General features: G+C 60.4%; 9 protein-coding genes, 2 tRNA genes and 1 pseudogene. 11 read left to right on the top strand and 1 reads right to left on the bottom strand.

The window, feature by feature from the left end; translation table 11 throughout:
* Positions 1–48 precede the first annotated feature (48 nt).
* The 3 genes and pseudogenes from ACW5W8_RS19985 to ACW5W8_RS19975 all read left to right on the top strand — a co-directional run bounded on the left by ACW5W8_RS19985 (position 49) and on the right by ACW5W8_RS19975 (position 1,053).
* A tRNA-Gly gene (locus ACW5W8_RS19985) sits at positions 49–124 on the top strand.
* 24 nt (positions 125–148) lie between these two features.
* A tRNA-Gly gene (locus ACW5W8_RS19980) sits at positions 149–224 on the top strand.
* Between the two features lie 210 nt (positions 225–434).
* Positions 435–1,053: pseudogene (locus tag ACW5W8_RS19975) on the top strand (IS1595 family transposase).
* 148 nt (positions 1,054–1,201) lie between these two features.
* Here ACW5W8_RS19975 and ACW5W8_RS19970 read toward each other — a convergent pair.
* Positions 1,202–2,452, bottom strand: a complete 1,251-nt coding sequence (locus ACW5W8_RS19970; protein ID WP_498629842.1) for a methyl-accepting chemotaxis protein — start codon at positions 2,450–2,452, stop codon at positions 1,202–1,204.
* A gap of 101 nt (positions 2,453–2,553) precedes the next feature.
* Here ACW5W8_RS19970 and ACW5W8_RS19965 point away from each other — a divergent pair, with 101 nt between their 5' ends.
* From ACW5W8_RS19965 to ACW5W8_RS19930, 8 genes are all read left to right on the top strand, one after another.
* Positions 2,554–3,303 (top strand): potassium channel family protein, encoded by a 750-nt coding sequence (locus ACW5W8_RS19965; RefSeq protein ID WP_498629840.1) that lies wholly within the window; start codon positions 2,554–2,556, stop codon positions 3,301–3,303.
* A 152-nt stretch (positions 3,304–3,455) separates the two neighbouring features.
* Positions 3,456–4,061: a TIGR04211 family SH3 domain-containing protein gene (locus ACW5W8_RS19960; RefSeq protein WP_498629838.1), complete on the top strand. Its 606-nt coding sequence runs from the start codon at positions 3,456–3,458 to the stop codon at positions 4,059–4,061.
* A gap of 328 nt (positions 4,062–4,389) precedes the next feature.
* Positions 4,390–7,554: a bifunctional proline dehydrogenase/L-glutamate gamma-semialdehyde dehydrogenase PutA gene (putA, locus tag ACW5W8_RS19955; protein WP_498629836.1), complete on the top strand. Its 3,165-nt coding sequence runs from the start codon at positions 4,390–4,392 to the stop codon at positions 7,552–7,554.
* A 232-nt stretch (positions 7,555–7,786) separates the two neighbouring features.
* Positions 7,787–8,566: an NAD(+) diphosphatase gene (gene nudC, locus ACW5W8_RS19950; protein ID WP_498629834.1), complete on the top strand. Its 780-nt coding sequence runs from the start codon at positions 7,787–7,789 to the stop codon at positions 8,564–8,566.
* Between the two features lie 181 nt (positions 8,567–8,747).
* Positions 8,748–9,815, top strand: a complete 1,068-nt coding sequence (hemE, locus tag ACW5W8_RS19945; protein ID WP_498629832.1) for a uroporphyrinogen decarboxylase — start codon at positions 8,748–8,750, stop codon at positions 9,813–9,815.
* 111 nt (positions 9,816–9,926) lie between these two features.
* Positions 9,927–10,856: an ROK family protein gene (locus ACW5W8_RS19940; RefSeq protein ID WP_498629830.1), complete on the top strand. Its 930-nt coding sequence runs from the start codon at positions 9,927–9,929 to the stop codon at positions 10,854–10,856.
* Between the two features lie 60 nt (positions 10,857–10,916).
* Complete coding sequence (gene epd / locus ACW5W8_RS19935) at positions 10,917–11,927, top strand: erythrose-4-phosphate dehydrogenase (protein ID WP_498629828.1); 1,011 nt, start codon at positions 10,917–10,919, stop codon at positions 11,925–11,927.
* Between the two features lie 61 nt (positions 11,928–11,988).
* Positions 11,989–13,152: a phosphoglycerate kinase gene (locus ACW5W8_RS19930; protein ID WP_498629826.1), complete on the top strand. Its 1,164-nt coding sequence runs from the start codon at positions 11,989–11,991 to the stop codon at positions 13,150–13,152.
* Positions 13,153–13,217 lie beyond the last annotated feature (65 nt).

Below are 13,217 nucleotides of genomic sequence, written 5' to 3'. Positions count from 1 at the left end.
GTTCGAGTCTCGTTTCCCGCTCCAATCACTTGCAGATGACATTCTGTTGCGGGAATAGCTCAGTTGGTAGAGCACGACCTTGCCAAGGTCGGGGTCGCGAGTTCGAGTCTCGTTTCCCGCTCCAAACATTTGTAAGTGATATTCCGATGCGGGAATAGCTCAGTTGGTAGAGCACGACCTTGCCAAGGTCGGGGTCGCGAGTTCGAGTCTCGTTTCCCGCTCCAAATTTTTCTCCTCGAAGTCCACCAATCCCTATTCGAAATTGCCCATTACATCGCGCTGCGATGCTTTGTCGTATCTGCCGTTTACTCAGCGCGTATCTACAGCCTCCTGCAAAGGAACGGTATGCGGGCTCACTTCCGATAAAAAAGGCTATGTCCCAATTACGTGTTGAAAGGCTAATCTTGAAGTAGGTCATCACCTTGAGGTATGTCATCAGGGATACCCCTGCCTTTCAACACCTGTTGTCTCTTTTTCCCCGGTTAACCTTGCGCCAGTGCCGTGTTGCTCAGCAGGAACTCACTGCCCCCCACACCATTACCTCGCTCAATAACCAGTTACCGGCATGCAGCGGTTGTCCTCATTGTCAGGCCGATTCTGCTCAACTGACGCCTTGGGGCTGGAGTCGGGGACTGCCGCGCCCGCCACATAGTCGCGGTGGTAAAAGGCGAACCCGTGGCACCGGGTCGGATTACATCTCGGTGATGGTGGAGCAAGACCGGGCAGGCCACCATGCGGATTTTCAGATGGAGCAGATGAATGCCGAGACGGTGATAGCGGTCTTGAAGCCGCTGGAGTCACCGGAAGCGGTGCTGTGTAGTGATGGCGCGGGTGTGTATGCCAGTTTCAGACAGACACAGGGGGTGACCCGTCAGGTGGTGCACAATCGTCAGGGGGAGCGAGTGGTCGGTGCGTATCACATCCAGCACGTGAATGGGTATCACCATCGGTTGAAAGCGTGGATGGCTCGACGGAAGGGGAGTGAATATCAAAGCGTGTTTGCATGAGGCGCTGGGGCACCCCATGCAACACGTAATTGGGACATCGTCATAAAAAACGGTGGATCAGCGGCACACCGAGCCGCTCCTTGTCGTCACTGATCTCGATGGGTGAGTGCATAGTGCTCTGCTGCATGTTGGCTCCTTGCCGTGGGTCAGAAATGAGAAAGGTCCCTCAGGGCCTTTCTGTCTATGCGCTGTGGTCACGCCAGCTTGAAGGACTGGATCTGGCTGTCGAGCTCCTGGCTGTGCTGCTCGACCAGCTCGGAGGCCTCTTGTAGCTCGCGCAGCACCACGACGGAGCCTTCGGCGATCTGCTTGACCTGCTCCAGATTGCCGCGCATCTCTTCGGCGACCGAGCTTTGTTGTTCGGAGGCGGCGGCGATGTGGCGGTTCATGTCGGCGACACCCTGTACCCGCTGCACTATGGTGGCGAGCTGGGTACCGGCCTGGGTCACCTGTTCCACCCCCTTGTCGGCCTGCTGTACGCTTTGGGCCATCAGCTCGCCAGCCTGATGGGCATTGCCCTGCAGCTGTTCGATCATCTTCTGGATCTCGACGGTGGCGGCCTGAGCCCGGTTGGCCAGCTCGCGCACTTCGGAGGCCACCACGGCAAAGCCACGACCCGCTTCACCGGCGCGAGCCGCTTCGATGGCGGCGTTCAGTGCCAGCAGGTTGGTCTGTTCCGAGATGCCGCGAATGGTGTCGACCACAGATCCAATACGCTCGACCCCCTGCTCCACCTGATTGACCACGGTGGCGGAGCGCTGGATGTTGCCGGAGAGGGTATCGATGGTGCTAACGGTGTCGGCGACGCAGCGGCTCCCCTCTTCCGCCAGTTGGCTGGTTTCGGCGGTGGCGTGAGAGGCCTGATCCGCATGGGCGGCCACTTCGCGAATGGCGCCGACCATCTGGCTCATGGCGCTGGCCAGCTGTTCAATCTGGGTGAACTCTTCGTTGATCGCTTCGTTGGCCTCTTCCATGCAAAGGGTCACCTGGGAGGCGATGTCGTTGAGCTCCTTGCAGGCGGCGCGCTGGTTGCCAAATACCTCTTTGAGGTTCTCCTGCGAGTGGGAGACCGCCTTGGCGATGTCACCGAATTCGTCACGAGACTTGAGCAGTACCTTGTGGCTGAGGTCCCGCTTGGCGAAGCGATCCAGCAGGCCCACCAGATAGTGTACCTGCTTGACCATCAGGCGGGAGCCGGTGAACAGCAGGATCACGAACAGCAGCCCCATGATGGCGGTCTCCATCAGGCCGGTCCAGAGCAGGCGATTGGAGATCGCATCCGCCTTGGCGGGATCGAGCCCTTCGTTGAGCAGGGTCGCTTCCAGATTGTTAGCGTCAAACCAGAGTTTTGTCAGTAGCAGGAGGGTACTGAACACCATCAGCAGCACCACTTTGGGTACCAACCGGATGTTGCTCATTCTTTTCTCCAGCAGGTTCAGCTGCATTGTCATTCTCCTTTTAAAAGACGTTTTTTCCTTTTCCCTCAGGACTATCGGCATTATCTTCTCTTTTATTAATTTGCACTGTGCTTAAAGTTGGAAAATGTATGCGACATCACTTAACTCACCTGCGAGCGATGGATCTGCTGATGGCATTTCTGTCGATAGTCTCGGTCCTGCTGGTGACGGCCCGCTGGTGGGGCCAGGAGACCCTCACGCCGCAGACCCTGCAGTTTTTCTATGACATCGACAGCCTGATCTGTTACTTCTTCCTCGCGCATTTTGCTTATGGCTGGCTGCGGGCGCCCGATCGCAAGGCTTTTTTCATGGCCAACTGGATCTATCTGCCGGGCAGTCTGCCGATGGTGGAGCAGTTGCGCTGGGCCCGTCTGCTCCAGCTGTGGCGGGTCTATCAGTTGTTCAAGGAGCACCCCGATCTCTGGGCCATGTTCCGTCGTGAGCGCAACGAGACCACCCTCTCCGGTATCCTGTTTCTGTTCTTCCTGCTGCTGGGGGTGGGCTCCGGCGTCATGTACTGGATTGAAGCCGGTGAACCGGGTAGCCAGATCCAGACACCTTACGACGCTTTCTGGTGGACGCTGGTGACCCTCTCCACCGTCGGTTATGGCGATCTGGTGCCCAAGACCGAGGAGGGGCGCTTTGTCGCCAGTCTGCTGATCCTGTTCGGGGTCGGCCTGTTTGGTGCCATCAGCGGTTTTATGGCCAGTATCTTTTTGCAACCGGCCAAAGAGAGCGAAACCGACAAGTGGCGCCATCACTACAATAGCCAGCAAGAGGAGCTGTTGCGCGAGTTGCGGGCACTGCGAGACGAAGTGCGCGAACTCAAGAAGAAGTAAGGTTGTCGCACGGGAGCGCAAGTTGCGAGCCAGCTCCCAGCTATCGGTTGTGGCTGAGTGGGGGAGGTGCTTTTTCTTTGCTTGTCCTTTAACCTGCTGGCGGCTTAACATTCAACCTCTTGTCCAAACCTGAAAAAGAGAATCGATCGACCATGCGCGCCCTTCTCGGGATTTTGATCTGCTTTTGTGCCCAACAGGCACTGGCCGATACCCGTTATGTTTCAGACAACATCTTTACCTATATCCACAATGGCCCGGGTACCCAGTACCGGATCCTTGGCAGCGTCAAGGCTGGTGAACCGCTGGAGGTAAAGGCGGTGAACAGCGAGGCCGGTTTCACCCAGGTGGTGGACGGTCGTGGCCGCGAGGGGTGGATCAAAAACAGCGAACTGCAGAGCCAGATCAGCTTGCGCGAGCGTCTGCCCCAGGTGGAAAAAGAGCGGGACGAGCTTAAAGACCGCCTGCAGAACCTCAACGGTGACAACGAGCAACGCTTCACCGAGAAGGATGGCCAGATCGCAGCCCAGAGCAAGGAGATCGCCGCCCTCAAGGCCCAGCTGGTCAGTCAGGGTGAGGAGATGAGCAATCTCAAAGAGCAGAATGATGCCCTGACCCAGAGCTACGACAACCAGGAACACGACATGCAGATGGACTGGTTTATCCGTGGTGGCGCCATGGTGGGGGCGGGGCTCTTGCTTGGTATCCTGTTGCCGATGCTGCCCCGTCGTCGCAGCCGCGGCGATCGCTGGATGAACTGACAGCATCTGGCTGAATGAATTGATGAGAAGGGTCGCCGTGGCGGCCCTTCTTTTTTGGGCGCAATGGGGACACCCGGTATTGGACGGGATGCGTGGCTGCTTTGCGACAGGGCGGTGGCAGATCGTATACAAAATGAAGTCAGATGACCCTCATGTTTACTGGCAGGCTGGCTTCAAAAGGGAATTTATGGGATGAATGAGCGATTTTTGTTAAAGATTGGCAACAAATTCATTTCATATAGGGCGCAACATTGTATACATTATCGGCGTTTCGGCGGCGCGACCGCCTTTGTCGATATCAGCCTTAGGGCGTACAGGAAGACCCCATATGTTCAAAGCTACTCAAGTGCTTGCCGCTGACTATATCCCCTCCGATCTGGCCGCCCTGCGCGAAGCCATCACCCAAAACTACGTGGTGGATGAAAATGCCTATCTGGCCGAACTGTCGGCCATGCTGCCGGGGGATGGCGCCTCGCTGGAGCAGGTGACCCAGCGTGCCCGTACTCTGGTGACCAAGGTGCGCAAGGAGAGCGGCTCCGGTGACGGTATCGACGCCTTCCTGCAGGAGTACAGCCTGGATACCCAGGAGGGGATTATCCTGATGTGTCTGGCCGAGGCGCTGCTGCGCATTCCTGATGCCGAGACCGCCGACGCCCTGATCAAGGACAAGCTCTCCGGCGCCAACTGGTCATCCCATTTCCGCAAGAGCGATTCCACCCTGGTCAACGCCTCCACCTGGGGGCTGATGCTGACCGGCAAGATCATCAAGCTCGACAAAAAGCTCGACGGCAACCCGGCCAACCTGCTGGGGCGCATGGTCAACAAGCTGGGGGAGCCGGTAGTGCGCTCTGCCATGTACGCCGCCATGAAGATCATGGGCAAGCAGTTCGTGCTGGGGCGCGACATGAAAGAGGCGCTCAAGGCGAGCCGCAAATCTCGCGAGCTGGGCTACACCCACACCTACGACATGCTGGGCGAATCGGCGCTGACCATGCAGGATGCCGACAAGTATCTGACCGATTACCGCAACGCCATCGAGGCGGTCGGCAACGAGCGGATCAGCGACGGCGGCCCGGCCCCCTCCATCTCCATCAAGCTCTCGGCACTCCATCCGCGCTATGACGTGGCGAACCGCGAACGGGTGCTTGGCGAGATGTGCGAGCGGCTGGTGGGACTGGTACGGCTGGCCCGCGACAAGGATGTGGCCATCAGCATCGATGCCGAGGAGATGGACCGCCTTGAGCTGTCGCTGGATCTGTTCGAGCAGCTCTACCGCTCCGACGCCAACCGTGGCTGGGGCAAGCTCGGCATGGTGGTGCAGGCTTACTCCAAGCGCGCGCTGCCGGTACTCTGCTGGCTGACCGCGCTGGCCCGTGAGCAGGGTGACCTCATTCCGGTGCGCTTGGTAAAAGGCGCCTACTGGGACAGCGAACTGAAATATGCCCAACAGGCGGGCCTGCCCGGCTACCCGCTCTTTACCCGCAAGGCGGGCACCGATATCTCCTACCTCGCCTGTGCCCGCTACCTGCTGAGCGAGCCGACCCGCGGCTTTATCGCCCCCCAGTTTGCCACCCACAATGCCAATACCGTGGTCAGCATTCTGGAGATGGCCGGTGATCGCCAGTTTGAATTCCAGCGCCTGCACGGCATGGGGGAGGAGCTGCACAACGCGGTGCTGAACGATAATCCCGGCCTGCACTGCCGCATCTATGCGCCGGTCGGCGCGCACAAGGATCTGCTGCCCTATCTGGTGCGCCGCCTGCTGGAGAATGGGGCCAACACCTCCTTCGTTCACAAGCTGGTGGATCCCAACACCCCGGTGGATTCGCTGGCCGAGCATCCGCTGCGCACCCTCAAGCGCTACTCCGGCTTTGCTAACGACCGCATTCCGCAGCCGGTGAACCTCTTCACCGACCGCAAGAACTCCAGCGGCGTCAACATGAACATCCTCTCCATCCAGCGCCCCTTCTTCGCCCGCTTGAAAGAGCTGGAGAGCAAGCAGTGGCTGGCGGGCCCTATCGTCGATGGCGAGACCCTCAAGCGCAGCGAGGCACGTACCGTGCTGAGCCCGCAGGATGTGAGCCTCACCGTCGGCAAGATCCACTGGGCCGACGAGCAGGCGGTGGAGCAAGCCTTGGCTTCGGCCCACGCAGCCTTCCCGCGCTGGCGCGAAACCCCGGTGAGCGAGCGTGCCGCCGCGCTGGAGAAGCTGGCGGATCTGCTGGAAGCGAAACGCGAGCTGTTTGTCTCCCTCTGTACCCGCGAGGCGGGCAAGCTGCTGCAAGATGGCATCGACGAGGTGCGTGAAGCGGTCGATTTCTGCCGCTACTACGCGGTGCAGGCCCGCGGCCTTATGGGGCAGGCGACCCTGTTGCCCGGCTACACCGGCGAGCAGAACGAGCTGTTCCTGCAGGGGCGCGGTGTCTTTGTCTGCATCAGCCCGTGGAACTTCCCGCTGGCGATCTTCCTCGGCCAAATTGCTGCTGCGCTGGCCACCGGCAACACCGTTATCGCCAAACCGGCGGAGCAGACCGGCCTTATCGCCCATCTAGCGGTGACGCTGGCCCATCAGGCCGGTATTCCGGGCGACGTGCTGCAGCTGCTGCCCGGTGACGGTGCCACCGTCGGCGCCAAGTTGACAGCCGATCCGCGCATTGGCGGCGTCTGCTTCACCGGCTCCACCGAGACCGCCAAGCTGATCAACATGACCCTGGCCCAGCGCGATGGTGCAATTTTGCCACTGATCGCCGAGACCGGCGGCCAGAACGCCATGATCGTCGACTCCACCGCACTGCCGGAGCAGGTAGTGCGCGACGTGGTAAGCGCAGCCTTTCAGAGCGCCGGTCAGCGCTGCTCGGCCCTGCGGGTGCTCTATCTGCAGGAGGAGATTGCAGAGCGGGTGCTAGAGATCCTCACCGGCGCCATGCAGGAGCTCAAAGTGGGCAACCCGGCCGAACACAACACCGATGTCGGCCCGGTGATCGACGCCGATGCCAAGGCCGGTCTCGATGCTCACCTCGCCTACATGGTGCCCCGCACTCGCCTGATTGCGCAGGCGCCGATGCCGGCTGCGACCATGGAAGGGCACTTTGTCCAGCCGACCGCGCTGGAGATCGGCTCCATCCGCGAGCTGGTCAAGGAGCAGTTCGGCCCCATCCTGCACGTGGTGCGCTACGCCACCCGGGATCTGGACAAGGTGATCGGCGACATCAACGGCACCGGCTACGGTCTGACGCTCGGGATCCACAGCCGCAACGAATCCCACGCGGAGGAGCTGGCGAGCCGCATCAACGTGGGCAACGTCTACATCAACCGCAACCAGATCGGCGCCATGGTCGGGGTGCAGCCGTTCGGCGGGCAGGGACTCTCCGGCACCGGCCCCAAGGCGGGTGGCCCCCACTATCTGAGCCGCTTCGTTACCGAGAAGACCCGTACCATCAACACCACGGCGGTGGGCGGCAACGCCTCCCTGCTGGCGATGGGCGATGCCTGATCGGCGCAGCGAGAGAGTGATTGACAGCAGGCCGCCTTCGGGCGGCCCCTTTATTTGCGCCATCCGTTTTTTACGAATGGGACAATCGGCCACGGCGGGGTCGTCAGCGACCCGTGCTGGTCGTAAGATGGGAGCCATTCGCGCGGCGTTTGCCCCTTGGTCGGCCAGCCGTGGCTTGGGTTCTGTTTAACTGGACTTTGTGTAGTTGGACTTAAGTGAGAGTGTTCATCTGATGTCATTAACCGAACAAGCCCGCTGGTTCGTGCTGGGGGGCGATCATCTGGTACAGCTCGATCAGCAGGGAGAGGTGCCACAGGGCAGTAAAGCGTGTCTGCCGGCTGAGCTGGCTGATGCCCATTTCGACCGCTTCGATGAGTGGCAGGGACTGCCCTGCTACCTGCTGGATCTGGGTGATGAGGCCGACACCGCAGCGATGGCGACGTTGCGCCAGCTGATGGTGGCGGGGGATGAAGAGGGCTTTCGCCTCGCGGGCCGTGCCTGGCAGCTCGCCACCTTCCGCCGTACCCACCGTTTCTGCGGCGAGTGCGGCGCCCCCATGACCCCGAAGGCGGGGGAGTGGGCGCAGGTGTGCCACCAGGGGCACAGCGTCTATCCGCGCATCTCCCCCTGCATTATCGTGGCGGTGCGCAAGGGGCCGGAGATCCTGCTGGCGGCCCATCGCCGTCACTATCAGGCGGATGATCCCATGTATACCGTGCTGGCCGGCTTTGTGGAGGCGGGGGAGAACCTCGAGCAGTGCGTGGCTCGGGAGGTGTTCGAGGAGAGCGGCATCCGGGTGCGCAATGTGCGCTATGTGGCAAGCCAGCCTTGGCCATTCCCTCACAGCCTGATGATGGGCTTTACCGCCGACTACGAGAGCGGTGAGATCAAGGTGCAGGATGACGAACTGGTGGCCGCCGCGTTCTTTGCCGCCGACCGGCTGCCGCGCTTGCCGCCACACGGCACCATCGCCCGGCAGCTGATCGAGTTGTCGCTCACGGACGAGGTGTAACAGCGCTTATATTTTCGCCACGCTGTTGGCACTGACTGGTTACAAACGGGGCTCTCTGGTTTGCGCCCCTTCACATCTTTGCAACCGCGCGCCCATTTGCCACGTTTGGGGCAGTCCGCTTGACTGGGCAAAGTGGTATTATGACCGCCATTTTATGCGTGATATGAATTCAGGAACTGGGATGAAAGAGCTGAAGAACGATCGATACCTGCGCGCTTTGCTGCGTCAGGATGTAGACATGACGCCGGTATGGATGATGCGCCAGGCAGGGCGCTATCTGCCGGAATACAAGGCGACTCGCGCCCAGGCGGGGGATTTCATGTCTCTGTGCCGCAATGCAGAGCTGGCCTGTGAAGTCACCCTGCAGCCGCTGCGCCGCTACCCGCTCGATGCCGCCATCCTCTTCTCCGACATCCTGACCGTGCCCGATGCCATGGGGCTGGGTCTCTACTTCGAGCAGGGTGAAGGCCCGCGCTTCGAGCGCCCGATCACCTCCATGGCCGACGTGCAGGCGCTGCCCATTCCGGACCCGGAAGATGGGCTGGGCTACGTGATGAATGCGGTGCGTACCATCCGCCGCGAGCTGAAGGGCGAAGTGCCGCTGATCGGCTTCTCCGGCAGCCCATGGACCCTGGCCACCTACATGGTGGAGGGGGGCAGCTCCAAGGCATTCACCAAGATCAAGCAGATGATGTACGCAGAGCCGCAAACCCTGCACCTGCTGCTCGACAAGCTGGCCGACAGCGTGATTGCTTACCTCAACGCCCAGATCAAGGCGGGTGCCCAGGCGGTCATGGTGTTCGACACCTGGGGCGGCGTGCTCACCCCGCGCGATTACCGCGACTTCTCCCTGCAGTACATGCACAAGATTGTCGATGGCCTGATCCGCGAGCACGACGGTCGCCGCGTGCCGGTCACCCTGTTCACCAAGAACGGCGGTCAGTGGCTGGAGCAGATTGCCGCCACCGGTTGCGATGCGCTGGGTCTGGACTGGACCACCGACATTGCCGACGCCAAGCGTCGGGTCGGCGACAAGGTGGCGCTGCAGGGCAACATGGATCCCTCCATGCTCTACGCCACTCCGGCTCGCATCCGTGAAGAGGTCGCCTCCATTCTGGCCGGTTTCGGTCACGGCAATGGCCACGTATTCAACCTCGGCCACGGCATCCATCAGGATGTGAACCCGGAACACGCCGGTGTGTTCGTCAACGCGGTACACGAGCTCTCCGCCCAGTATCACGGCCGCTAAGGCCGGGGCGAGCGAAGAGAAACTGATTGATATCCGGGGCCGCAAGGCCCCGTTTTACATTAAAAAATGGCGCTGCGACGATGAGAGTGTGGCGCCCGTGCAGGAGGCAAGATGAGCGGCAAATCACTGGATTGGGGTATCGATCTTGGCGGTACCAAGTGCGAATGCGTGGTGCTGGATGGCGATGAGGTGCTGCTGCGCCACCGCATCCCCACCGAGCGAGCGGGCGGTTATGACCATATGATCGGCCAGATCGCCAAGCTGGTAGCTGAGTGCGCCGAGAAGATTGGCCAGCGCCCGACCGTCATCGGCATGGGCACGCCGGGGGCGCGGGATCCGCAAACCGGCCTGATGAAGAACTGCAATACCACCGAGCTTAACGGCAAGCCGTTCAAGGAGGATCTGGAGCGCCGGCTCGGCGTGCCGGTGCTGATCGCCAACGATGCCAACTGCTTTGCGCTGGCAGAAACCCATCTTGGTGCGGTGCGCCAGCACCATCCCGATGCGAAAGTGGTGTTCGGCATCATCATGGGTACCGGGGTCGGCTCCGGCATCGTCATCAACGGCCGCATTCTCAATGGTCATCACGGCATTGCCGGTGAGTGGGGCCACAATGTGCTCTCCCCCGACGGCCCCGAGTGCTACTGTGGCAAGCACGGCTGCGTCGAGACCCTGATCAGCGGCCCGGCGCTGGAGGCCTGGTATGAGGCCAAGGCCAAGCGTCGCCTCTCGCTGGCGCAAATCGCGGCTGCCACCGCCCACGATCATGTGGCCAAGCTCACCATCGATCGGTTGCACCTGCTGTTTGGTCAGGCGCTGGCCAACGTGGTCAATATTCTCGACCCGGATGTGATTGTCATCGGCGGCGGGGTGGGCAATGTGCAGAGCCTTTACAGCGCCGGGCGACAGACAATTTTGCCCTTCCTCTTTAATCCCCGCTTCGCAACCCCCATTATTGCTCCTGCCCTTGGCGACAGTGCCGGGGTATTCGGGGCCGCACTGCTGGCCCGCGGTGAATTCAAGGAGGCCCTGCTGTCGTAGCCGGGGCCCCCGGGCGGCCGGTGTGCCGCCCTGTTGCTGGTTCAAGGAAACGGATTCTCGATGATCAAGATTGCCATCAATGGTTACGGGCGGATCGGTCGCAACGTGTTGCGAGCCCTCTATGAAAGCGGGCGCGACAAGACCATCAAGATCGTCGCCATCAACGAGCTGGCGGCCCCCGAGGCCATGGTGCACCTGACCCGTTACGATACCAGTCACGGTCGTTTCCACCATCCGGTACAGCTGGCGGGCAGCAGCATGCTGGTGGGGGAGGATCTCATCTCCCTGTTTGCCGAGCGGGATCCGTCAAAGCTGCCGTGGCGGGCGCTGGGGGTCGATGTGGTGCTCGATTGCACCGGGGTATTCGGCTCGCGGGTTGATGCCGAGCTGCATCTGGCGGCGGGGGCGGGCAAGGTGCTCTTCTCCCACCCGGCGGATGCGGATGTGGATGCCACCGTGGTCTACGGGGTCAACCATCATACCCTCACCGGAGCGGAGCGGATCGTCTCCAACGCCTCCTGTACCACCAACTGCGTGGTGCCGGTGATTGAAACATTGCATCGAGAATTCGAGATAAATTGTGGTACTATTACGACAATTCATTCGGCCATGCATGATCAGCAAGTCATCGATGCCTACCACAGTGACTTGCGCCGAACCCGCGCTGCCAGTCAGTCCATCATTCCGGTGGATACCAAGCTGGCAAAGGGGCTGGAGCGTATCCTGCCCCACTTCGCCGGCAAGTTCGAGGCGATCGCGGTGCGGGTGCCGACCATCAATGTAACAGCGATGGATCTCAGTATTACTGTTCGTAAAAAAGTGACAGTTACTGACGTAAATCAAGCCCTGCAACGGGCATCCAGAGGTACATTACACGGTATTCTGGATTACACGGAAGAACCTCTGGTCTCCGTAGACTTCAATCATGATGCACACTCCTGCATCATTGATGGTACCCAGACTCGGGTGAGCGATGCCAACCTCGTCAAGATGTTGATGTGGTGCGATAACGAATGGGGCTTCGCAAACCGGATGCTGGATACCACCCGGGCCATGATGGTTGCAGGCTGAGCCTGCCCCGGGGACAAGGTTACTGTTTTTAACATTACCTGGAAAATATAGAGGACTGAATATGTCTGTTATCAAGATGACTGACCTGGATCTGGCGGGTAAACGCGTTCTGATCCGTGCTGACCTGAACGTACCGGTAAAAGACGGCAAGGTCACCTCCGATGCACGTATCGTTGCGACTCTGCCGACCATCAAGCTGGCTCTGGAAAAGGGCGCCAAGCTGATGATCACCTCCCACCTGGGTCGTCCGACCGAGGGTGAATACAACGAAGAATTCTCCCTGGCTCCGGTTGTCAACTATCTGAAAGACGCTCTGTCCTGCAAGGTGACCCTGGCCAAGGATTACCTGGATGGCGTAGAAGTCGCTGCCGGTGAGCTGGTTGTGCTGGAAAACTGCCGCTTCAACAAAGGCGAGAAGAAGAACACCGAAGAGCTGGCCAAAAAATACGCCGCCCTGTGTGACGTCTTTGTAATGGATGCGTTCGGTACTGCTCACCGCGCTGAAGGCTCCACCTACGGTGTGGCCCAGTTCGCACCGGTCGCCTGTGCCGGTCCGCTGCTGGCGGGTGAACTGGAAGCTCTGGGCAAAGCCATGCTGAAGCCCGAGCGCCCGATGGTTGCCATCGTTGGCGGCTCCAAGGTCTCCACCAAGCTGACCGTTCTGGAATCCCTCTCCAAGATCGCTGACCAGCTGGTTGTCGGTGGTGGCATCGCCAACACCTTCATCGCTGCTGCCGGTCACAACGTCGGCAAGTCCCTGTGCGAACACGACCTGATCGACACCGCCAAAAAACTGGCTGCCGAGACCAACATTCCTGTGACCACCGACGTGGTTGTAGGTGCCGAGTTCTCCGAGTCCACTCCGGCTACCATCAAGTCTGTTGCTGACGTGACCGACGGCGACATGATCTTCGACATCGGCCCGGATTCTGCCAAGGCTCTGGCTGACATCATCATGAATGCCAAGACCATCCTGTGGAACGGCCCGGTCGGTGTATTCGAGTTCGACCAGTTCGCTGAAGGCACCAAAGTTATCGCCGAAGCCATCGCTGCTTCTCCTGCCTTCTCCATCGCTGGCGGTGGTGACACCCTGGCTGCCATCGACAAGTTCGGCATCGCTGACAAAGTCTCCTACATCTCCACTGGCGGCGGCGCCTTCCTGGAGTTCGTAGAAGGCAAGGTTCTGCCGGCTGTTGCGATTCTGGAACAGCGCGCCAAAGCCTAATTGACCCGGAACGGGGGGCAAAAGCCTCCCGTTTCGTTTATCATGTGCCCGCTGTGCCGGTTCAT

The organism is Aeromonas aquatilis (genome assembly GCF_054052405.1).
The sequence above is the reverse complement of the archived record's forward strand: the minus strand, read 5'-3'. Positions and strand labels throughout refer to the sequence as shown.

Bases quoted from the DNA above. Each gene is read 5' to 3' on its own strand.
- ACW5W8_RS19970 (WP_498629842.1), bottom strand. From the start codon at position 2,452: ATGCAGCTGAACCTGCTGGAGAAAAGAATGAGCAACATCCGGTTGGTA.
- ACW5W8_RS19965 (WP_498629840.1), top strand. From the start codon at position 2,554: ATGCGACATCACTTAACTCACCTGCGAGCGATGGATCTGCTGATGGCA.
- ACW5W8_RS19960 (WP_498629838.1), top strand. From the start codon at position 3,456: ATGCGCGCCCTTCTCGGGATTTTGATCTGCTTTTGTGCCCAACAGGCA.
- putA (WP_498629836.1), top strand. From the start codon at position 4,390: ATGTTCAAAGCTACTCAAGTGCTTGCCGCTGACTATATCCCCTCCGAT.
- nudC (WP_498629834.1), top strand. From the start codon at position 7,787: ATGTCATTAACCGAACAAGCCCGCTGGTTCGTGCTGGGGGGCGATCAT.
- hemE (WP_498629832.1), top strand. From the start codon at position 8,748: ATGAAAGAGCTGAAGAACGATCGATACCTGCGCGCTTTGCTGCGTCAG.
- ACW5W8_RS19940 (WP_498629830.1), top strand. From the start codon at position 9,927: ATGAGCGGCAAATCACTGGATTGGGGTATCGATCTTGGCGGTACCAAG.
- epd (WP_498629828.1), top strand. From the start codon at position 10,917: ATGATCAAGATTGCCATCAATGGTTACGGGCGGATCGGTCGCAACGTG.
- ACW5W8_RS19930 (WP_498629826.1), top strand. From the start codon at position 11,989: ATGTCTGTTATCAAGATGACTGACCTGGATCTGGCGGGTAAACGCGTT.